Raw genomic sequence first — 22,397 nt, 5'->3', positions numbered from 1 at the left:
GCTGGCAGGGTATTCAATTCCCATCGGTACAACAAAGGACAGCAATTTAGACTCCCGCCAAACTACCGAAGGTTTTTCTAAGAAATATTGAACCGATAGAAAAAAAATCCATCACCGTCGCTCCGCCTTCGACATTTCGAGCCAGTGTTGATCTGCTTTCGCTGTTTTATAGGAAACGAGCGCGATATCGTTCGGTACTGGCCGAAATGAAAGCTGCAACTTCGTGAACGCGTCGAATTCCACGCAAAGTTTCATGATAGGAAAGCCAATATGATCGTTCTATCTTGATATCGGGAAGGACTGCCACCAACTCCGAAAACTGTTCGGCAATATAGCCGTGTAGAATGCCAATTCCAGCTTTTGCTCTCACTGCTTCCAACTGGCCGAGTGCGCTGGAAATCTGAAACGCTGAATGCCAATCCTTACTAATTTCATCCGTATAGGCCAGCGCCGGTGAGGCGACAAGATCATCAACATAGCCGATAAGCCGATGTCGCTGAACCAGGTCTTGGCTACTTTCTGGAAGACCGAATTTTATAAGGTAATCTTTATGGGCATAGAGCCCTAACCGGTAATCGACCAGTTTTCGCGCAATGAGCCGTCCCTGAGTGGGGCGCTCCACGGTAATGGCAATATCGGCCTCGCGCCTCGAAAGAGAGAATAAACGGGGAACAGGAACAAGCTGGATCGTCAGTGAAGGATACTTCAATGAAAATTCTGATAATTGCGCAGCCAAAAAGGAAACTCCGAACCCGTCAGGCGTGGCGACGCGGACGGTTCCGCTTAAGACGATATCCTGGTTACCAAGGCTTGCCTGCGCCTGGAGCATCTCGGCCTCAATACGTTCCGCACGCGCTAAAAGATGCTCCCCAGCTTCTGTCAATTCTGTACCCGTTGTACGCCGCGTCACCAGTTTTGAATTGAATTGATTTTCAAGCGCAGTCAACCGTCGCGCTACCGTCGTATGGTTGACGCCCAATGCACGTGCTGCTGCAAGAAGCTGCCCCGACCGTGCTACTGCTAAAAATATTCTCACATCGTCCCAGTTCATTATGCATAATTATGCACAACGGATATTCAATTTCCACCGTTTAATATTCTTTTTTTATATTTATCATGGATAGGAGACAATTAAGGGAGACTTTCAATGGTTACTATAGGGCATTTCATCGATGGCAAGACTGTCGCAGGTAAAAGCGGACGTGAAAGCGATGTTTTTCAACCAATGGACGGTCGTATAATTGCCAAAGTGGCATTGGCCTCACCAACAGAAATTCATGAAACCGTGAAGAAGGCAGCCTCGGCACAAGCAGAATGGGCACTGGTAAATCCACAACGCCGCTCACGTGTTTTGCGCAAATTCCTCTCGCTTGTTGAAGCTGAGATCCAAACGCTCGCAGAAACCTTGTCGAAAGAACACGGAAAAACTGTTGCTGACTCTGTCGGCGATATACAGCGTGGCCTAGAAGTCGTGGAATTGAGCCTCGGAGTTCCTCACCTTGCAAAAGGTGAATATACGGAAGGCGCTGGTCCGGGTATTGACACCTATTCAATCCGTCAACCTCTTGGAGTTGTAGCAGGCATTACACCCTTTAACTTTCCCGCCATGATCCCTCTTTGGATGGCCGGCCCCGCTATTGCGTGTGGTAATGCTTTTATTCTTAAGCCCTCTGAGCGCGACCCTAGTGTCCCGATGCGACTGGCGGAACTTTTCATCGAAGCCGGAGGGCCTGCTGGCATTTTCAATGTCATAAACGGTGACAAAGAGGCCGTCGATACACTTCTGGATGAACCAGAAATCAAGGCTATAAGTTTTGTTGGCTCTACCCCGATTGCGCAATACATCTATCGTCGCGCAGCTGAGAATGGAAAACGTGTGCAGGCACTCGGTGGAGCAAAGAACCATATGCTGATTATGCCCGATGCCGATATGGACCAAGTTGTCGACGCCTTGATCGGTGCAGCCTACGGTTCAGCCGGCGAACGTTGCATGGCCATTTCTGTTGCGGTCCCCGTGGGCGAAGATGCGGCCGATCGCTTGATGGAAAAGCTGATACCTCGTGTGAAAGCATTGAGAGTTGGCACCTCACTAGACACAAAAGCAGACTACGGCCCAGTGGTAACCCGCGATGCTCAAAAACGCATTCTTAATTACATTGATAGCGGTGTTGAAGAAGGAGCTAAATTGGTCATTGACGGCCGCGATTTGAAATTGGCTGGCTATGAAGATGGCTTCTATGTCGGCCCTTGCCTGTTTGATCATGTTACAACAGACATGCGCATCTACAAGGAAGAAATATTCGGTCCCGTGCTCGCAGTCTTGCGCGCACAAAACTACGAAGAAGCCTTGTCGCTTCCAAGCAAACATCTCTACGGTAATGGCGTAACTATATTTACAAGGGATGGAGATGCAGCGCGTGATTTTGTGTCTCGTGTCGAAGTCGGCATGGTCGGCGTAAATGTGCCAATCCCTACCCCAGTTGCATATTATACATTCGGTGGGTGGAAATCGTCGATTTTCGGTGATCTAAATCAACATGGACCAGATGCATTCCGCTTTTATACCCGCACAAAAACGATAACTTCGCGCTGGCCATCCGGTATCCGCGAAGGGGCAGAATTTTCTATGCCGACGATGAAATAACAGGCCATGTCTAAAAAAAGCTCGCTTTCAGCGCAAGCGGGCTTCTTTATATAAGGTCGACATTTTAGACGAAGCCCCTAGTCATTAATTTAAAGTCCAGCGCTTCGACAGCGCACAAAAGCAAACACGCCAGCTCACGTGCATCAAGTGTTTGATTGTGAGCTGGTATCGACTGTATAATAACTACACCAATTTTATAAGCGTTTAATTATAGCAGACATCGTGAGAGTAATCATCTCAAAGTGATCAATTTCTAAAACTTGATACTAATCGATATTTACGAATAACCATTTGAAAACGTCAGACGTCATTCATACAGCAAACGCTTCAAACAGAAACTATAAATGCTAGACATTACACCGAGAAAACATACAATCTGCTTCATCAACATAGATCATTTCGTTTACATCTAGCTTGTTCGTGCTTCTATGTTTCAGCGTCATACGCTCGTCAAAAGACTGCACTTGAGGTCTGTTTCGCTGCGCTCATTTTAACAGATACCTGTTGTTTCCGCATCTCTCTGGCATGGTATCAAGGTGTCAATCAAGATACTCCATTTCAACAAATGCCCAACTGTTTTAAGACCGTATGAATAGACGGGAAAATTGGGCAAAACACAACTAAAGCAGCAAGTGCCAGATTTGTACCAATCTTGGTGCATTCCTATGCATAACGGTGCACATTTTTTCTTATTTATCTATCATTACTTTTGGGGAAGGATCGGCTGCAAGCCTTGGTAACTGGCGGAGAGGAAGGGATTCGAACCCTCGAGAGCCTTTTGAGCCCTACTCCCTTAGCAGGGGAGCGCCTTCGACCACTCGGCCACCTCTCCAAGAACGGGCAATAAACGGTCTCGAAGATAAGTTCAAGCAAATTTAACGAAAATTTTTAATTTGTTCTTCATACCGGACGCATGTCCACAATCTTGCGCTATTGAAGACCACACCACGTCGTTTCAAAAGCATTGTTAAAGCCGAGATACAACTTCAAGCACAATAGGGCCAATAGTTACCCCTATATATAAAGTGAAGTTTCTCATCGAATTATCGCGACATGAAGTGTGTCCAAAGAGCTCTCACCCAGTCAGGGGAAAATTCGATTCGTCATCAAACATACATATTTTGCGCCTATAAACGGCCCGTTCCGACAGCCAAAGCGCGTTCAATAGTTAACGATACCTGAATAAAAGCACTATTGATCGTCGAAATCGTGTCTTTTTTGCAACAGCGTTTTTGCATACTGCCTGCATAACCCCCCTTTCGGTCTTTTCTTGGTTGAATCAAAAATACTGACGAGTATGTTCAGCTCATGAAGAAGGAGCGCTTGGGTGCGACTTTTTCGGTTAAGGGGATCGGGGAACAGCTTGCTGAACTTCATTACCCCGACCCAATTTAAACTTTGACTGGAGGTCAGATATGAACATTAAGAGCCTTCTTCTCGGCTCCGCTGCAGCCCTCGTTGCAGTTTCTGGTGCCCGCGCAGCTGACGTTGTTGTTGCCGAGCCAGAACCCGTAGAATACGTTCGCGTTTGCGACGCTTATGGTGCAGGTTACTTCTACATTCCTGGTACCGAAACTTGCATGCGCATTTCCGGTTATGTCCGTGCAGACATCAAGGGCGGCGACAATGTTGGCGCACGTCAGCGTGGCGATATCGACCGTGACACATATGCATGGCGCACACGTGCAACACTTCGTTTCCATACAGCTTCGGAAACCGAACTTGGCACTCTTCGCACTTTCATCGAGCTGCGTTCGCAGTGGGATAAGGGCGCAGAATGGGGTAGCAATGGCGATTCCGCTTCTGGTCAGCTTCGCTTCGCTTACATCGAACTCGGTGGTTTGCGCGTTGGTTTGGACGAGTCAATCTTCAACCATTGGACAGGTTACTATGGTAACGTCATCAACGACGATATCGTAAACCCAATGGCTTACACACGTACGAACGTTATCAGCTACACATTCAACAATGGTAACGGTTTCTCCGCTATCTTGGGTGTTGAGCAGGGTAACGATGATGGCGACAGCTATGGTGAAAGCTACTACCGTGTAGCTGGCAACGACAGCGACATCTTCTACAAAGGCCATGTTCTTGATCAGCGTATCGACGACTACACACCAAACTTCGTTGGTGGTTTGAAGTTCGTTCAGGGTTGGGGCGGCATCTCTGCAGTAGCAGCATACGACGCTTATTATGAAGAATGGGCTGGTAAAGTTCGTTTGGACTTGAACGTGACTGATCAGTGGAACGTTTGGGTAATGGGTGGCTACAAGTCAGCTGACGACCGTTATGCTGATGACGACACCTACGGCGTTAACGGATATCGCTACAATGCGAACCGTAACCTTACAACACTTGGCGTTTACCGTCAGATCAACTCGATCTATGGTGACTGGGGTGGCGATTGGGCTGTTTGGGGTGGTACAACCTTCAAATTCAACCCGAAGACAAGCTTCAACGCACAGGTATCTTACGATGACACAGATACATTCGCTGCTTCCGTTAACGTGAAGTACGAATTGGTTCCTGGTTTGGTTATCACTCCAGAGTTGACCTACGTATCTTGGGATAACGATTTCAGCATGCGTAGCTACGATCGTACATTCCAAATCAAGGACTCTATGAAGGGTCAGGATGCTTTCCAGGGTATGGTTCGTATTCAGCGCTCGTTCTAATCCTTTAGGATTAAACAAAGAAAAACCGGTAGTTTTGCTACCGGTTTTTTTTATTTCTAGGTTTTTTCGTATTGTTATTTGCTCCGCATATAACGTTTGATATTTGCTATAATCTTAAGCTCAACAGTGCGCTTTAAAACTGCAAAATCTATAAGATGGCGCACTAGCAAAACTTATTGTTTTGGATGTTGTGTTCACCAATCTGCGAGATTTAGATGCTATAGCTGTTTTTTTTGCAGAGCTCCGGCTGTTGCCATTAACAGAGGTTTTTCAAAACAGTTTCGATCAGACCGTTATAAAGACATTATAGACGCGCCGTGTCGCCTTTCCCTTCCATAGAAACCGCCGTCGTTTGGACTTAAAATCATCATGCATTTCTAAAGTTTTTTCTTCTACGGACATGATAATTACATTGACTTAAGGCAAAACGAGCAACGAGTTTTCGCTCCGCGGTTGATCAAGTCAGCTGCTGAGATCCAATCGCAACACATGCGTAGAGATTTAAACGATCCGCGTATTTGCAGATGTTATTCAGTACGAAGCTAATGCATGAAAACCATAAAGCATTCTACCTGTCATCAACATGTCATGTAATTAGGTAATGCAGACACAATCCAGGTGGCAAATAAAAGGTGTGTCATGCTTTATCGTATCTCCGTTTCGGCAATCGCGCTGCTTCTTACTGGCAGCTTTGCGAATGCCGAAACTTCATTTAATCGAATTTCCAGCTTTGCTGTGCATAAGAATCTATCCGTCAATGAAAAGCCAGAGCAGAAAACATCAGCCGAGATAATTTCTGCAAGCGATGACGGAACTAAGCTTGTTTATTCAGATAGTCCTGGTAAGCGCGTTGGTTTCATCGACATTACAAATCCAAACAATCCAAAGCCGTTGGGTACCACTCTTTTGGATGGTGAACCGACGTCTGTAGTGTTTGTACGAGATAAAGTATTTGCTGCCGTCAACACTTCCAAATCTTACACGGAGCCATCGGGACGGCTCGCAATCATCAATGCACATGATAAGAGCGTTCAGAAATATTGCGAATTGGGAGGACAACCAGATTCTATCGCGCTCTCTCCCGACAAAACACGCATCGCTATTGCAATTGAAAACGAACGCAACGAAGACATGAATGATGGTGAGCTTCCCCAACTTCCCGCTGGCTTCCTGATTCTCGGAAGAATAGCGGACGATACTGTTGATTGTGCTTCACTGATCAAAGTCGATCTGACAGGCTTAGCCGCAATAGCTGCGGATGATCCAGAACCCGAATTTGTCAGCTTTAACACGGCCAATCAAGTGGCCGTAACTCTACAGGAAAATAATCACATCGTGATTGTTGATGGCAATGATGGCAGGCTTTTGTCTCACTTTTCGGCCGGAAAAGCCGATCTTAAAAATGTTGACATGAAAAAGGACGGCAAACTATCATTTTCGCAAAATGCTGAGGGTATATTGCGCGAGCCAGATGCTGTGAAGTGGCTGGACGACAACCGCCTAGTCATTGCCAATGAGGGCGATTATCACGGTGGATCTCGCGGTTTTTCCATTTTCGACAAAAATGGGACGCTGCTCTATGAGAGTGGTGCTTCTTTTGAACATGCTTTGGCACAGGTTGGGCATTTTCCTGAAGGGCGAGCTGATAAAAAAGGCGTTGAACCCGAGGGGCTGGAAGTCGCCAAGTTTGGTACGACACCATATCTTTTTGTACTGTCGGAACGTGGCTCCGCTGTGGGCGTCTATACGCTTAACGGCGATACGCCTAAACTCAAACAAATCCTACCCTCAGGCATCGCACCGGAATCAGCCGTTGCCATCCCGTCGCGTCATTTGCTGGTAACGGCCAATGAAAGTGACTTGGCTGACGAAGGCGGCGCCCGCTCGCATGTAATGATCTATGAGTTGCAAAATGGGAATGCTGTCTATCCGACACTGACTTCGGCAATTCAAAATGAGGTACCAATTGGCTGGGGCGCTCTATCCGGTTTGACAGCTTCCCCCTCAGACCCCAACATTCTTTATGCGGTTAGCGATTCAATCTATGCGAATGCGCCGACTATTTACACCATTGATGCATCTCAAAAGCCGGCAAGGATCGTCAAATCCGTGATTGTATCGGAAAAAGGCGAACCAGCGATAAAACTCGATCTTGAAGGTATAGCATCTGATGGGGACGCCGGTTTCTGGCTTGTTTCAGAGGGCAATCCAGAAAAACAGGTCGATAATGCATTGTTACATGTTAATAAAGATGGCGCTATCGACGAGAAAATCTCGTTGCCAGACGAATTGACAAAGCACCAAACGAAATATGGCTTGGAAGGTATCGCGCTGCTAGGGCATGGGGATAATCTGACCATTTGGCTCGCTGTCCAAAGACCTTGGAAAGATGATCGGGACAATACAACAAAGCTTCTCGCTTATAAACCGGCAACAAAAGAATGGCGTTTTGCGTCCTATCCGTTGGAAAAGACGAAAGAAGGTTGGGTTGGCGTTTCAGAATTGGCGAGCCATAACGGATATCTCTACGTATTGGAGCGCGACAATCTGGTCGGCGACAAAGCTGAAATCAAGCGGTTATATCGTGTAAATTCGGACACTCTTAAAACAGCACCGATGGGAAAAAAAGCCGAAGTCGTGACAAAGGAACTGGTCTACGATTTCCTACCCGATTTACAGACCCTGAATCATGGCTATGTGCTGGACAAGCTTGAAGGATTTACTTTTGCTTCAAATGGTAAAGCGTACGCCGTTACAGACAATGATGGGGTGAAAGATTCTTCGGGCGAAACACTCTTCTTCGAGGTGCCGTTGCAGCGCCAATAATTTACAGTTGCGTGAAAATTGCTGATTTTTACCCGGACTTTCACAAGCTAGCCAACGCCAATCGTTAGGCGCGTATTGCTCGATTGAGTTTAGACTGAACGCAGTAATCCCTTGTTTCCCTAAATTCGATTGTCGGGAAACCGGTCAGCATTTTTCGGTACTTATAACAGAATGCCCGTCGTTATCAGCAAATGATGACAGCGGGCATTGCTTTGATTGCCATCAAAAATGATATTTCTCATTTGCTGAATCTACCGTAAGCAGTTTCCCCAGAATACATGTTGCATAACAACTTATTGATCATCGACGCTTGGCGTTTTTATGCTAATAAGATTGCGTGTGAACGTAGTGGAATAGATGAATGTCAAGTCAAAGCGGTTCTCCGCAGGTTGCGCCCATTATTGCCGCGCTCCCTTCAACCGTCCCTTTTGTCGGGCCTGAAGCAATCGAGCGCAAAAGACAACGGCCTTTTTTGGCGCGGCTCGGTGCCAATGAAAATGGTTTTGGGCCTGCGCCATCGGTGATTGCCGCCATGCAAAACGAGGCCGCTCACGTTTGGCAATATGGTGACCCGGAAAACTATGATTTGACGCGTGCTTTGGCCGCCTTTCACAAAACAACTGCCGATTGTCTAACGATTGGCGCCGGTGTAGATGCCATTCTTGGGCTGATTGTACGCCAATATATTCAACCCGGCGATGTTGTTATCAACTCTTTGGGTGGCTACCCGACATTTAACTATCATGTTGCGGGCTTTGGCGGCAATTTAGTGACAGTGCCCTATAAAGACGATCAGGCAGATCTTGGGGCTTTGGCGAAGGCTGCACAAAACCACAAAGCAAAAATTGTCTATATTGCCAATCCTGATAATCCGCTTGGTACTTGGCACAATGCCGCAGCCATAGAAACTTTCATAGCGAGCTTACCAAGCGATACCTTATGTATTCTTGATGAAGCCTATGGTGAAACAGCGCCGTTTGATGCTTTGCCGGACGTCACCAAAATTTGGCCTAACGTTCTGCGGATGCGTACTTTTTCAAAAGCCTATGGACTTGCGGGCATGCGCTGTGGTTATGCCATTGGCCATCCTGATCTCATCTCGGTATTTGATAAAATTCGCGATCATTTTTCAATCAACCGAATGGTACAAGTCGGAGCAGTTAAGGCACTAGAGGAACAAGCATATCTGCGTGATGTCGTTTCGAAAATTGCTTCCGCCAAATCAACCATTGTGGACATAGCCCGTGCGAACGGACTGCATACTTTACCATCGGCAACCAATTTTGTCGCAATTGATTGTGGCAGGGATGGTGCCTATGCACAAGCTGTGCTTGATGAACTTATCCAGCGGGACATTTTCGTTCGTAAGCCAATGGTCCCTGTCCTTGATCGGTTGATCAGGGTAAGTGTTGGACCGGAAAAAGAAATGACGCTTTTCGCAGAAGCGTTCAGTGCCGCCCTTGCTGCGGCAGACAAGAGGTAGTGAGATGTCTGGGTTAAATCAACGTATTTTCGGCGGTTTTGCCGGTCTCTACGGCGCTTGTGGTATTGCCGCCTATGCGGCAGCTTCGCATATTGGCGGTTTGTATGAAGCTGTAGCACCAATTCTATTGGGTAATGCAGCGGCATTGCTGGCGCTTTCCATTGCAACCAAAACAAACATAGTCATGCGGCTTTCCGGAGCTCTGATCATCATCGGTGTAGCGCTTTTCGCAGCAGATATTATGGTACGGGAGCTGACGCAAGGCAGGCTTTTTCCCTATGCAGCGCCGTTGGGCGGCACGATCAACATATTGGGCTGGCTGTTATTGATCATATCCAATTTTCTTCCATTCGAAGATGAGCCAGCTTAGAGCACTTTTCGACCAGATAGCATCCGGCCGGCGCGTCACAAGCTTTTGATTTGCCGCGGTATCTTATCCAATTGATAATTTACATCAATCGGGAACCGCTCTAGAACCAGATCAGACAGCGATCGAGTTTCTGGAGAGTTTTGATTTTTATTGCTCTCTCTACTTGATCAATATGGCATGTAGAAACAAATTTGGCGGAAATTCGGATCAAAATCGTTGAAGAATATATTCGTTGAATAGGTTCCATCACATAATTCTTATTGACAAAAAATGCTTTTGAGCAAAACATAGTCCTTGTACCAGGGGTGCCCCGACAAGGGGCTGAGATTCTGTTGGCAGTCGGGCTTCTACCTATGCAGCACAGTGACCCGTTGAACCTGATCCAGTTCATACTGGCGTAGGGACGGTGTTTTGCATATCAGCCATGTATTGGATGAAATGCCAATTCTCCTCTTTAGCCTTTTAACTGGGTTTTCAATTGTTAGCCTTCGAGGAGAAAGCTTTTGCAAAAGAATGCCCCCAATGTCAGCTGCGGCGCTTTGCCAGCATCAAAAAAAACATATATCGAAAGCCCCATCTTTCCAAACTTAAAGGTTCCATTGCGTGCAATATCGCTTACCGAGGGTAGCGGAGAAGAGCCGTTTTTATGCTATGACACTTCAGGCCCTTATACCGATGAGACGTGCGAGATTGATATCTCGAAAGGGCTTTCGCTTGTCGGAGAAGAGTGGATTGCAGACCGTCACGACACCGAAACTTACACGGGTCGGGCAGTAAAATTGGAAGATAACGGATTTGTAGGAGAAAAACATTTAACGCCGGCTTTTCCTAAAAAAAGAACTGTCAGACGCAGCGCCCACGGTCAGGCCGTGACACAGATGGCCTACGCGCGTGCGGGGATCGTCACACCAGAGATGGAATATGTGGCAATACGCGAAAATGAAGGGCGCGTTGTATCTTCTGCCGGAAACCGCGGTGATGGTGAAGCATTCGGGGCTGAAATACCTGACTTTTTTACCGGCGAGTTTGTGCGTGAAGAAATTGCCAGCGGAAGGGCTATTTTACCGCGCAACATCAATCACTTGGAATGCGAGCCTATGATTATAGGGCGTAATTTCCGCGTCAAGATCAATGCCAATATCGGAAATTCCGCCGTGACATCGTCCATGGCTGACGAAGTGGAAAAAATGGTTTGGGCAATCCGATGGGGAGCAGACACGGTGATGGACCTGTCAACCGGGCGCAACATCCACAATATTCGTGAATGGATTATGCGTAATTCTCCCGTTCCCATTGGTACCGTACCGATCTATCAAGCATTGGAAAAAGTACATGGAATTGCAGAAGACCTGACATGGGAGATATTCCGCGACACACTCATCGAACAAGCTGAACAGGGCGTCGATTATTTTACAATCCATGCCGGATTGCGTCTTCCCTATATTCCACTTACCGTCGATCGCGTCACCGGCATCGTGTCACGTGGTGGATCGATTATGGCCAAGTGGTGCCTGCATCATCACAAGGAAAGCTTCCTCTATGAACATTTTGAGGAAATCTGTGACATAACCCGCCGTTACGATGTCTCGCTTTCACTCGGCGATGGTCTGCGCCCCGGATCGATAGCAGATGCCAATGACCGCGCGCAATTTGCAGAATTGGAAACCCTTGGCGAACTCACCCAAATTGCTTGGAAAAGCGACGTTCAGGTGATGATTGAAGGTCCCGGACATGTGCCGATGCATAAAATCAAAGCCAATATGGACAAGCAATTGGAGCACTGCCATGGCGCACCTTTTTATACATTGGGGCCGCTGACGACAGATATCGCCCCAGCCTATGACCATATTACTTCGGCAATAGGTGCAGCAATGATCGGTTGGTTTGGTACAGCAATGTTGTGTTACGTAACGCCAAAAGAGCATCTTGGCCTTCCAGATAGAAATGATGTCAAAACCGGCGTTATAACTTATAAAATTGCAGCCCATGCCGCAGATTTGGCTAAGGGATTGCCCGGGGCACAACGGCGTGACGATGCGCTTTCGCGGGCGCGTTTCGACTTTCGTTGGCAGGATCAGTTCAATCTTTCGCTTGATCCGGATACAGCCTGCGCCTTCCACGATGAAACGATGCCGAAGGAAGCACATAAACTTGCGCATTTTTGTTCGATGTGCGGGCCAAAGTTCTGTTCGATGCGTATCTCGCATGATATTCGTGAAGCGGCGGCGGCAACGCAAACCATTGATGAAGGGTTCGTGACGATGGCGCAAAAGTATCGAAATGGCGGCGATCTTTATATGGATGCATCCGCAATAACGAGTGAAACAGGTGTAAAATGAAGAACATTCTGGTCAAAGGTGCGGGTGTCGCGGGTTTGACAAGTGCCTTTATGCTGGCTCAGGCCGGTGCTCGCGTTACCGTATCGGCACCTATCGATGCGCCGGTTGGTGCCGCTAGCTGGTATGCGGGCGGCATGCTTGCACCCTATTGTGAACGCGAGAGTGCGGAACAACGTGTAGAAGACTTAGGCGTTGAAGCAATGCAATGGTGGGATAAGGTTCTGCCTGAACTGGTGACCCATCAAGGGACTTTGGTGGTAGCCCCTCCCCGCGACCAATCGGAGCTTGAGCGCTTTGCTGCCCGTACGACAGGACATCGAAAAGTCGATGATGTCGAGATAGCAGAGCTGGAACCAGACCTCGAGGGACGCTTTCCGCGCGGATTGTTCTATGCTACCGAAGCCCATATTGACCCTCGACATGCGCTGATGGCCCTAAAAAACAAGCTCGGTGAAAATCATGTGGAATTCGTCGACATTGGCTGCGATGAGAGCGGGTTTGATCTGGTCGTTGACGCTACCGGTATTGCGAAATTGGGTATTGATCAAGACCTACGTGGTGTTCGCGGTGAAATGTTGCTTGTCCGCACCAGAGAGATTGCGTTGTCCCGCCCTGTAAGATTACTTCATCCGCGTATTCCGCTTTACATTGTGCCGCGCGATAATCATATTTTTATGATTGGAGCAACAATGATAGAAAGCGATTTTGACGGCGCGATTACCGCGCGTTCGATGATGGATTTCTTGAATGCTGCCTATACGCTTCATCCCGCATTTGCGGAAGCTGAAATTATTGAAGCGGGTGTTGGGGTGCGGCCATCTTATGCCGATAATTTTCCCCGTGTTCAGAAAGACGGCAACCGTATATCCATCAACGGGTTCTATCGCCATGGATATCTCTTAGCGCCAGAGATGGCGCGCCACGTAACACATCTGGCAATGGATTGAAAAATGAAACTATCGGTCAACGGTGAATTTATTGAAACAACAGCTGAAAATCTTGCAAATTTGTTGGAACAGCTGGATTATCATGGTGAGTGGTTGGCAACTGCGGTGAATGCCGAGGTTATTTCCGCCGAAGACCGTGTCAGTTGCCAATTGCATGATGGTGACCGTATCGAAATACTCAGCCCCATGCAGGGTGGATAAGAATATGTTGAAGCTTTATGATCAGGAATTTTCATCTCACCTTTTGCTTGGGACCGCTCAATACCCGTCACCATCCATCCTGAGTTCTGCCATCTCCATCTCCGGCTGCCAAATTGTTACGGTTTCCCTGCGTCGCGAGATGGCTGGTGGTCAGCAAGGCGGACAATTTTGGCAGCTTATCAAAGATTTGGGCGTGACCGTGCTGCCCAATACAGCCGGTTGCTATACCGTCAAGGAAGCCGTCACAACTGCAAAAATGGCACGTGACCTTTTCAAAACGAAATGGATTAAACTCGAAGTCATCGGAAATGCGGATACATTACAACCTGATGTTTTTGCTCTGGTCGAGGCCGCGCGCATTCTTAATGAAGAAGGGTTTGACGTTTTTCCCTATACAACCGATGATTTGATCGTGGCAGAGAAATTGGCCAATGCAGGTTGCAGGGTTATTATGCCTTGGTGCGCCCCGATTGGCTCGGCCAAGGGACCGCGTGACACCGATGGCCTGCGCACAATAAGAGCGCGTTTTCCTGAATTGACATTGATCGTTGATGCCGGCATTGGACGCCCGTCGCATGCGGCTGTCGCCATGGAGCTTGGCTATGATGCGGTGTTACTCAACACAGCTGTGGCCAAAGCCGGCGAACCGGTTTTGATGGCACAAGCTTTTGCAAAAGCTGTCGAAGCGGGTTATTTAGCTTATCGCGCGGGTATGTTGGAGCCGCGTGATGTGGCTGTACCTTCGACACCCGTTATCGGTCAGGCGGTGTTTTCATGAAACTTGATCCATTCTACCTTATTGTCGATAATGCCGAGTGGATTGAACGGCTTGTTCCCCTTGGTGTGAAGCTTGTTCAGCTGAGAATGAAAGACGTGACCTCGGAAACACTGCGCCGGCATATCCAGCGTGCCAAAGCCATTTGCCTTGAATATGAGTGCCGGCTCATCATCAATGACTATTGGCAAGTCGCTATTGAAGAGGGTTGCAATTTTATCCACCTCGGTCAGGAAGATCTGGCAGATGCCGATCTCGGCGCAATCCGACAAGCCGGTTTACGCTTAGGCGTTAGCACGCATGACGGAGAGGAGTTGACAACCGCACTCCATATAGAGCCGGACTATATAGCTCTCGGGCCGGTTTATCCGACAATTTTGAAAAAGATGAAATGGGCGCCCCAAGGATTGGATAAGGTGACTCGCTGGAAAGAACAGCTTGGCACTATTCCTTTGGTTGGTATCGGCGGTCTCACGCCAGAGCGGGCATGTGGCGTACTAGATGCCGGGGCGGATAGTGCAGCCGTCGTGACCGATATTGTGTTGAATGGAAATCCGGAAGCGCGAGTTGACGAATGGATCAGAGCAACAGCAAAATGGCGTTGACCGGCCACGTTCTTATTGTCGCCGGAACAGACCCGACCGGTGGCGCCGGAATTGTTCGTGATATTGAAACAACCGCGCATTTCCATGTTAAAGCTGGATTGGCCATTACATCGGTCAATGTTCAAGACGACCGGCAAGTTGCCGCAACAATGCCGGTAACAGCAGATATATTACGTGGACAGATGCTTACGGCCCTCAAGGCCCATCCGATTGGCGCTATTAAAATCGGCATGACGGGCAGCGTTGCGGTGGTTGAAGCTATCTGCTCTGTGATCGATGATTTTCCGCAAATACCCATTATATTAGATCCCGTTATCGCAGCATCATCCGGCGGTCTACTAGCCGACCAAGATACAGTAGAAGCGATTACGATGAAGCTTATTCGCTATGCCGATCTTTTAACACCCAATCTGAATGAGCTGGCGCTTTTAAGCGGTAACGAATTGGCGCGAGATAAGAGCGGCGCGCTTTCACAGGCCAGAGAATTATTGGCTCTCGGTGCAAAGCATGTCCTAGTTAAAGGCGGTCATGCGTCCGGTGACGCATCCATTGACAGTCTTGTTTCTGACACTGTCGTCACGGACTATTCCATGCCACGTCTTCATGGAACGATGCGCGGCACCGGATGCATGCTTTCAACAGCGGTTGCATGCCAATTGGTGCTAGGAAAAAAACTGCCACAAGCCGTCGAGATCGCAAAAAAATATGTCTATGCGGCCTTAATCGAATCAGGGCTGGAATATAACACTCAATCCTGATTTGATTTTATCATGTATGTGAGGAGATCATAGAGATGGTGGAACAGGGCCGCATCGCCATTTTTCGTGGAGACATCACCACATTAGCGGTTGATGCAATCGTAAATGCCGCCAATACAAGCCTGCTTGGCGGTGGCGGGGTAGACGGTGCGATCCACAAGGCTGCGGGGCCGCAACTGCTGGAAGAATGCCGCGCACTGAACGGATGCCATACCGGCGAAGCAAAACTAACCAGAGGCTACCTTTTGCCTGCTCGCTATGTCATTCACACTGTTGGCCCGATATGGCACGGAGGTGAACAGGATGAACCGGTAAAGCTTGCTGAATGCTACCGCAACTCTCTCACTCTTGCCAAAGAACATGCGTTCGAAACAATCGCTTTTTCAGCGATATCCACCGGAGTGTATGGCTATCCGATCAGTCTGGCGGCACATATCGCAGTAAATACGGTAATTGCGTTTCTCGAAGCCAATCAGAAACCCAGAAACGTTATTTTTTGTTGCTTCGATGACGATAGCGAAAAGACATATCGTCAGGAACTGGTGGCACAACGCAAGTCATTGAATTGATTTAAATAGTTAAAGCACTCTACGGGGAGGAGTTTGTTTTGATAATGCCTGATAAAACATCAAACTATATGATAAAAATTGCCACTGGCTTCAACTTAACCGAAACACTTTTAGCGCGCTCCTATCTGCAGGCGCACAACGTTCCCGTCTTTTTAACCAATGAATATATTCTACAGGCAAACCTTTCAATCACCGTAGCGGTTGGTGGAATGGAGCTTTGGGTTCCCTCTCACTTTGCTCTAAAAGCCAATACGCTATTGATGCAACGAGATTATATACCAGAAGAGCGCAGCAATCTCAAAAAGCTGCTCTTTCTTACTCTTCTGCTTTTGGTTTCTGTTCCGCTATTTCTTGAAGGTTTATCCTTACCTGCAAAAGGCTTTTTCATCGTCAATAAGGCAATCATACGAACATTGATGCCTGAGCGATCGGACGGAGATTTCAATCCTGAGATGAACGGCAGCTGAACGACACTCTCAGCCTATGTTCAATCGACTTCATGCAAAGTGGTTTTATAAACGGAGCCCTTGTCATGTTGATACGTCGTTTTTCTATTCTTTCTATCGCGCTATTTTCCATCTCGCTTGCGCTGGCTGCGGCACTTTTCCACGCAAAAACGCCTGCCTATGCCCAGCCCTTAATCGATCCAATGATAACAAGTGCCTTGAAGTGACCATTGACGCGAAATTTGACGCGCATTACAAAACCATATGGCGCAACCAATAGTAAAACGTCGTATATACCTCATATTAAAACTGTGGCTTACCATGGTTTTTATAAGCACGTTGCCGTTGCTCGCGGGACTATTTTCATCTTGGCATCCTCTTCTTGATTCACTGTCAGACATTCGCGTACCACTCGCCTTTTTAACACTTTTGCTTTCATTGCCTCTATTATTCACAAGACAACGAAAAGCCGGATTTTCAGCAATTGTTTTTGCGATAATGATGATCACTCTAGGAGATATGAACAGCGGCATACCGCCTAAAGCAGCGGCCTCCCCTGGCAGGATTTACAAGCTTTTACAGATTAACTTGCGGTACGACAATGCAGCGCATAGCAAACTTTTAGATGCAATTGTACGAGAAAAACCAGACATTGTGATATTTCAGGAAGCTTCTTCAAATTGGCTCGCCACATTGAAGGAAAGCGGCTACAGTCTTTCTGGCTGTATGCCGAAGGATGATCCCATCGGGGCAACCGGAATACTAATATCGGGAACATTCAGCAGTCACTTCTCCCCCCTATCTTCGCAAACCGCCGCTTGTCATAAAGCATCCACAACGCGTGGCTATGTCTTTGCGCTGCCTTTGAGCAACGATGCTGACGGTGGCCTATCGCTCAATCTCCTGTCCGTGCATCTTTCTTGGCCATGGCCATTTGGACAAGATAGACAGCTCACCGATTTGGAAAATGGCGTCCTGAACCAGCATCTCGATCGACACGATATGCGACGGGCAACCATCATTGCAGGCGACTTCAACGCAGTCACATGGAGCCATGCGGTCAAACGTATGGAAGCAATGACGGACACGACCCACGTTTCAAAGATAGGGCCCAGCTGGCTAAGCTATCGTTTTCCCGACCAGTTCCGAAAATATCTCGGTCTCCCGATTGATCAGGTTTTAGTATCAAAGAATATTCGCGTCATATCGGTAAAACGATTGCAGTCCATCGGCTCCGATCATTTACCCGTTATGGTTGAGTTCCAGTTTAATTAAACCATATCTTTATATCTCTTAGTCCGGTTTAATCCATTAACCGTTTTACGCCTTGGAAGCATCTCGGTCTTGCCTTGGCTGCAAGCTGCGCTAACTGCATAACAATTAAAGGACGAAATGCCTATTTCCGCTGCCGGGGCAATCAGCGGTTGTAACAACAACCGGGAAATGCAATGTGGAAAGATAATGATGTTTTATTCCGTTTGCTGTCAGAGAGCGCAGATCATGCCGAGGAATATGGCTTAAGTGTCGATCTGCAGCGGTTGACAGAAAACGGCGCGCTTAGGGCTTGTCTGCCTGAAGCCGCGGGCGGAAAAAATTGGGCAATACCCCAAACAGAAGAACAAACCCATCAAGTGTACGAGTTTTTGCGTCGCTTGGGGGGAGCAAACCTTTCGCTTGCGCGTCTGTTTGAAGGACACCTTAATGCGCTACGCCTTGTCAGCCTATATGCTCAAGAACCATTAAAAATGAGGATATTCAATCAGGTAAAAGATGGTGCACTTCTAGGTGTATGGGGGGCTGATTATCGCCCTCCATTGCGCTATCACAAGCAATCGTCGGGGTTTATCAAGTTGAGCGGCGCAAAACGTTTTGCGTCCGGGCTCGGTTTGGTCAATTTTGCGGTTGTCAGCCTGCGGGAACGCGACGGTGATCCCGATCAGCTGGCCATTATTGACGTCAATGACAGCGAACGTCAGAATGTCACCGATTGGGACGTATCCGGTATGCGCCCGACACTTTCAGGCATATACGATTTCAGTGATGTCATCATGAGCGAAAGCGATTTCCTGGGTAAGCCAGGTGATTTCCAGATAGAGCCGCATTTTCAAGGTGGAATCTGGCGTTATAGCATTGCCCATATCGGTGCAGCCGAAAGAATAATTGCCGAATGGCAAACTATACTCGCGCAACGCAACAGGCTTGATGACGCTTTTCAATTGGCACGGCTGGCCAAAGCAACATCAAGCACTTTGGCAGCCGCGGCAATGCTGTTGAACGCTGCCCGTCGGGTTGATAGTGCCGCGAGAAACCCAGTTGATACCGCCGTTGACGACGCGGTTTTAGCTGCCCTACTGGCTCGCGATAAAACAGAAGAAACTTGTATCGAAGTATTACAGCTTTGTGAAAAGTCCCTTGGCATGGAAGCTTTTATGGAGCGCTGCCCGATAGAGCGCATGAGACGCGATCTTACAGTATTTATCCGTCAGGCCGCGCCTGATGGCAAGCTGCTTCACGCGGCGAAATTATTGATAAAACGTGGAGGCCAGCCACTATGGTAACAGCTTTTTCGCAAGGCACCCTGATGCGCGCTCCTACGACACAGGGGCGCTTGGAGGATATAGCACCGGGAGGAAGAATTCTGGTTCTTGCCCCCCACCCCGACGATGAGGCCCTTGGGTGTGGCGGTGCCATTGCTGCCGCCAATGACGCGGGCATGGAGATACATATCGTGTGTGTGACTGATGGTCGTTTATCCCATCAAAATTCGCAAAAATGGCCTCCAGAAAAACTTATCAATCTGCGAGCCACCGAATTCTATCGTTCGAGCGCACTTTTAACCGGTGGAAAAGGCAATGCCTATATGCTTGGTTACACCGATCAAAGCAGCCCGCAAACCGCCGCCGATATAGAACTTGCCTGCCTCCGGGTCAAAGCAATGCTATCGCCTTTTCGGCCCAGTGTCATTTGGTCGAGTTGGATTGGCGACCCTCATATTGATCATCAAAATGCCGCCCGTTTGGCCTATGCATTACAACGTCATTGGGATGAAGCAGCGCTTTATTTCTATTCGGTCTGGGGGCGTTTTGTTGAAAACGATCAGATCAAGAATACAACGCCATTATCTTTCGATACGACCAAATTCCAATCGATAAAAAGCAGAGCCGTCATGGCACACCAATCGCAGATGACACAGCTGATTGACGACGATCCAAGTGGTTTTGTCATGACAGCGCAGACCCGCGACCACTTGGTTCAAACAAATGAATTCTTTTTGGAGGCAGATGATGAATATCGCTCGCTTTGAAGAACTCTATCAATCAAAAGACGACCCTTGGAACTACTGCTTCTCACCCTACGAACAGGAAAAATATGCAACAACACTGAAGAGCCTGCCTAAGCCGCATTACAAGCATGGTTTGGAGGTGGGGTGTTCAATCGGCGTTTTGACCGAAAGATTGGCAGAGCGATGCAGCCATATAACCGCGATCGACTGTTCTCCAACAGCTCTAGAAAAAGCCAAACACTATTGTGGATCGGACAGCGCAATATCCTTTGTGTGCGCAGAATTGCCACAAGAGTGGCCCGAAGGCCAGTTCGATCTCATCGTATTTTCCGAGATACTCTATTATTTCCCGCCCGATATCATTCGCCATCTTGCTCATAAAGCCGCTATGTCATTGGCATTTGGTGGCGATTGTGTCGTGGTAAATTATCGCCAACCAATGACCGAATTGGTTCAAGGTGACGAGGCATCCGAAATCTTCCGTCAGGCATTTTATACCGATTCCGCGTTTAGCACGCCACTATCGCTCATGCGAGAAAACTACCGCATTGACATACTCAACCTTGAAGACTGAACCTGCTTGGTCTATGCAATTGACACAGACAAATGCATCCGAAGGTTATGATGTCAACGCATCGAGAGCAAACCATTTCCTACGAAGAATTGCTGGGCTTTTACGAAGCCGCAGGCGTAGATAGTGCGCTTTCCGACGCGGCGATAGACCGTTTTGCTCAATCCGCACCGCTCGAACAGCAGCTGAAACCAGCCTTCGAGGTGCCGGCTCATAAATCGCCGGCGCAAACGCCGCCGGCAACCATTCGAAGTGCTACTGTGTCGGATGACCGAAATGTTGCAACAGCTGCAGAACTTGCCAAAAGTGCAAATACATTGGATGAGCTTTTTCATGCTTTGCAGTCGTTCAATGGTTGCACCCTGAAAATGACAGCAAAAAACACCTGTTTTTCTGATGGTACGGCGGGTAGTCGTTTGATGCTCGTGGGGGAAGCGCCTGGTCGTGACGAGGATCTACAGGGCATTCCATTTGTTGGCCGTTCAGGGCAACTTCTCAACCGCATATTGGGTGCCATCGGGCTTAAGCGGGATGAGGTTTACATTGCCAACACGATCCCTTGGCGGCCGCCCGGCAACCGCACGCCCACACCGATGGAAACTGAGCTTTGTCGTCCATTTATCGAAAGGCAGATTGAACTTGCCGCGCCCCGTCTGCTGGTAGCACTTGGCGGGCCCGCCATGCAGGTTCTGACAGGCGTCAAGAATGGTATTATCCGTTCCCGGGGGAAATGGTTGTCGCATGAAACCACAAACGGTACTAATATACCGGTAATGCCGACCTTCCACCCAGCCTATCTGTTACGCACGCCCAGTCAGAAAAAGCTGGTATGGGCTGATTTCCTCGAAATTAAACAGCAGCTGAACAATCTGGACTAGGGTCAGAGGCTGCCTCAGCGCTCGGCATTTCAACAAGCCGACATTGATGAACACAGGGGAACCCCCGCATATTGTTTAGCGGTTTTTATGCCGCAGGGCACGCCAGCGGCCGGTTCCCGGCCCAATGATATGGGCCTCGCGCAGGATGATGAATATACCGGCTGCAATGACAAGACTTGCACCGAACAGCATAGCAAGTGTTGGTACTTCGCCAAACAAGAAATATCCGCTTAAGAGACCTAGAAGCATGGATGTATATTCAAACGGCGCAACCGTGGAGGGCTCGGCGTGACGATAGGCTTGCGTCATGAAGATTTGCGCAATACCGCCAAAAAGACCAGCCGAAATCAACATGATAAGTTGATACATGTCCGGCACTACCCAACCGAAAGGCACAGTGAAAAGCGATATGACGCTCGATGTAATCATGAAGTATAGCGTGATCGTTGTTGTTTTTTCTGTAAATACGAGTTTACGCACGAGCAACATGGCAATAGCCGCCATGATGGCAGCTATCATCGCCGATACAGCACCAATAGAAGCTCCAATATCAGCGTTGTCACTTCCCAAGACAGTCAACCTTGGCCAAAGAATGATTAAAACGCCGATAAGCCCCACAATAACCGCACTCCAGCGATACATGCGCACTTTCTCGCCCAAGAATATTGCGCATAAAATCACCAGGATCAGTGGCTCACCATAATTGATTGCAATTGTTTCCGGCAGAGGTAGAAGCGTCAGCGCGTAGAAACTGAACAACATAGAGAAAGTCCCGAACATGCCACGGAAAATATGGCCGGTGATATTGCGGGTATAAAAAACCGTTGTCAGCTGTTTCGACATGATAATCCAGATCAAAACCGGCACCAAACCAAAAAATGAACGAAAGAAACTCAGTTCGCCTGCAGGCACACCCTTTGCAGATTTCAGGAAGCTATACATAACGACGAAACATGTGACCGAAAGGATTTTCATCCAAATGCCGAGCATAACATTGCCTGACGGTTTATCGGGTATTGTCGAAGGC

General features: G+C 48.1%; 21 protein-coding genes, 1 tRNA gene and 1 riboswitch. Of the genes, 19 read left to right on the top strand and 3 right to left on the bottom strand.

Going from position 1 to position 22,397, the window contains the following annotated elements:
• Positions 1-166: 166 nt before the first annotated feature.
• The gene (locus ACYSNS_RS05600) at positions 167-1,051 is read right to left on the bottom strand and encodes a LysR family transcriptional regulator (RefSeq protein WP_461722154.1); all 885 of its coding nucleotides are present in this window, start codon (positions 1,049-1,051) and stop codon (positions 167-169) included.
• Between the two features lie 96 nt (positions 1,052-1,147).
• Here ACYSNS_RS05600 and ACYSNS_RS05595 point away from each other — a divergent pair, with 96 nt between their 5' ends.
• On the top strand, positions 1,148-2,644 hold the full coding sequence (locus ACYSNS_RS05595; RefSeq protein ID WP_461722153.1) for a CoA-acylating methylmalonate-semialdehyde dehydrogenase: 1,497 nt from the start codon (positions 1,148-1,150) through the stop codon (positions 2,642-2,644).
• Positions 2,645-3,385: 741 nt separating this feature from the next.
• On the opposite strand, the gene ACYSNS_RS05590 is transcribed toward ACYSNS_RS05595, so the two are convergent.
• Positions 3,386-3,476: transfer RNA gene (locus tag ACYSNS_RS05590), tRNA-Ser, on the bottom strand.
• A 583-nt stretch (positions 3,477-4,059) separates the two neighbouring features.
• Between ACYSNS_RS05590 and ACYSNS_RS05585 the strand changes: the two genes are divergently transcribed.
• The 18 genes from ACYSNS_RS05585 to ACYSNS_RS05500 all read left to right on the top strand — a co-directional run bounded on the left by ACYSNS_RS05585 (position 4,060) and on the right by ACYSNS_RS05500 (position 21,370).
• Positions 4,060-5,319 carry a porin gene (locus ACYSNS_RS05585; RefSeq protein ID WP_461722152.1) on the top strand — a complete coding sequence of 420 codons (1,260 nt, stop codon included), beginning with the start codon at positions 4,060-4,062 and terminating at the stop codon, positions 5,317-5,319.
• 639 nt (positions 5,320-5,958) lie between these two features.
• Complete coding sequence (locus ACYSNS_RS05580; protein WP_461722151.1) at positions 5,959-8,145, top strand: esterase-like activity of phytase family protein; 2,187 nt, start codon at positions 5,959-5,961, stop codon at positions 8,143-8,145.
• 361 nt (positions 8,146-8,506) lie between these two features.
• Positions 8,507-9,628, top strand: a complete 1,122-nt coding sequence (locus ACYSNS_RS05575) for a pyridoxal phosphate-dependent aminotransferase (protein WP_461722150.1) — start codon at positions 8,507-8,509, stop codon at positions 9,626-9,628.
• A gap of 4 nt (positions 9,629-9,632) precedes the next feature.
• Positions 9,633-9,998 carry a DUF423 domain-containing protein gene (locus ACYSNS_RS05570; protein ID WP_461722149.1) on the top strand — a complete coding sequence of 122 codons (366 nt, stop codon included), beginning with the start codon at positions 9,633-9,635 and terminating at the stop codon, positions 9,996-9,998.
• 291 nt (positions 9,999-10,289) lie between these two features.
• Positions 10,290-10,420, top strand: a riboswitch (TPP riboswitch).
• Positions 10,421-10,501: 81 nt separating this feature from the next.
• Positions 10,502-12,337, top strand: a complete 1,836-nt coding sequence (gene thiC, locus ACYSNS_RS05565; protein WP_461722148.1) for a phosphomethylpyrimidine synthase ThiC — start codon at positions 10,502-10,504, stop codon at positions 12,335-12,337.
• Positions 12,334-13,284, top strand: a complete 951-nt coding sequence (locus tag ACYSNS_RS05560) for an FAD-dependent oxidoreductase (protein ID WP_461722147.1) — start codon at positions 12,334-12,336, stop codon at positions 13,282-13,284. The genes thiC and ACYSNS_RS05560 overlap by 4 nt, the downstream gene beginning before the upstream one ends.
• A 3-nt stretch (positions 13,285-13,287) precedes the next feature.
• Entirely contained in the window at positions 13,288-13,485 is a 198-nt protein-coding gene (thiS, locus tag ACYSNS_RS05555; RefSeq protein ID WP_461722146.1) for a sulfur carrier protein ThiS, read from the top strand.
• Between the two features lie 4 nt (positions 13,486-13,489).
• On the top strand, positions 13,490-14,263 hold the full coding sequence (locus ACYSNS_RS05550) for a thiazole synthase (protein WP_461722145.1): 774 nt from the start codon (positions 13,490-13,492) through the stop codon (positions 14,261-14,263).
• The gene (locus tag ACYSNS_RS05545; protein ID WP_461722144.1) at positions 14,260-14,865 is read left to right on the top strand and encodes a thiamine phosphate synthase; all 606 of its coding nucleotides are present in this window, start codon (positions 14,260-14,262) and stop codon (positions 14,863-14,865) included. Before ACYSNS_RS05550 ends, ACYSNS_RS05545 begins: the two co-directional genes overlap by 4 nt.
• Positions 14,835-15,623: a hydroxymethylpyrimidine/phosphomethylpyrimidine kinase gene (locus ACYSNS_RS05540; protein WP_461722143.1), complete on the top strand. Its 789-nt coding sequence runs from the start codon at positions 14,835-14,837 to the stop codon at positions 15,621-15,623. Before ACYSNS_RS05545 ends, ACYSNS_RS05540 begins: the two co-directional genes overlap by 31 nt.
• A gap of 35 nt (positions 15,624-15,658) precedes the next feature.
• A complete protein-coding gene (locus tag ACYSNS_RS05535) occupies positions 15,659-16,192 on the top strand; it encodes an O-acetyl-ADP-ribose deacetylase (RefSeq protein ID WP_461722142.1) in 534 nt (177 codons plus the stop codon).
• A 44-nt stretch (positions 16,193-16,236) separates the two neighbouring features.
• On the top strand, positions 16,237-16,659 hold the full coding sequence (locus ACYSNS_RS05530; RefSeq protein WP_461722141.1) for a hypothetical protein: 423 nt from the start codon (positions 16,237-16,239) through the stop codon (positions 16,657-16,659).
• Between the two features lie 65 nt (positions 16,660-16,724).
• A complete protein-coding gene (locus ACYSNS_RS05525) occupies positions 16,725-16,865 on the top strand; it encodes a hypothetical protein (protein WP_461722140.1) in 141 nt (46 codons plus the stop codon).
• 292 nt (positions 16,866-17,157) lie between these two features.
• Positions 17,158-17,913: an endonuclease/exonuclease/phosphatase family protein gene (locus tag ACYSNS_RS05520; protein ID WP_461722139.1), complete on the top strand. Its 756-nt coding sequence runs from the start codon at positions 17,158-17,160 to the stop codon at positions 17,911-17,913.
• A gap of 173 nt (positions 17,914-18,086) precedes the next feature.
• A complete protein-coding gene (locus ACYSNS_RS05515; RefSeq protein ID WP_461722138.1) occupies positions 18,087-19,196 on the top strand; it encodes an acyl-CoA dehydrogenase family protein in 1,110 nt (369 codons plus the stop codon).
• A complete protein-coding gene (locus ACYSNS_RS05510; protein ID WP_461722137.1) occupies positions 19,190-19,942 on the top strand; it encodes a PIG-L deacetylase family protein in 753 nt (250 codons plus the stop codon). The genes ACYSNS_RS05515 and ACYSNS_RS05510 overlap by 7 nt, the downstream gene beginning before the upstream one ends.
• A complete protein-coding gene (locus ACYSNS_RS05505) occupies positions 19,920-20,495 on the top strand; it encodes an SAM-dependent methyltransferase (protein WP_461722136.1) in 576 nt (191 codons plus the stop codon). Before ACYSNS_RS05510 ends, ACYSNS_RS05505 begins: the two co-directional genes overlap by 23 nt.
• Before the next feature lie 50 nt (positions 20,496-20,545).
• Entirely contained in the window at positions 20,546-21,370 is an 825-nt protein-coding gene (locus tag ACYSNS_RS05500) for a uracil-DNA glycosylase (RefSeq protein WP_461722400.1), read from the top strand.
• 75 nt (positions 21,371-21,445) lie between these two features.
• On the opposite strand, the gene ACYSNS_RS05495 is transcribed toward ACYSNS_RS05500, so the two are convergent.
• A complete protein-coding gene (locus ACYSNS_RS05495; RefSeq protein ID WP_461722399.1) occupies positions 21,446-22,360 on the bottom strand; it encodes a DMT family transporter in 915 nt (304 codons plus the stop codon).
• Positions 22,361-22,397 lie beyond the last annotated feature (37 nt).

It is taken from the genome of Bartonella sp. LJL80 (assembly GCF_054871565.1).
Note: the sequence above shows the minus strand (reverse complement) of the source record. Positions and strands in the feature narration are given on the sequence as shown.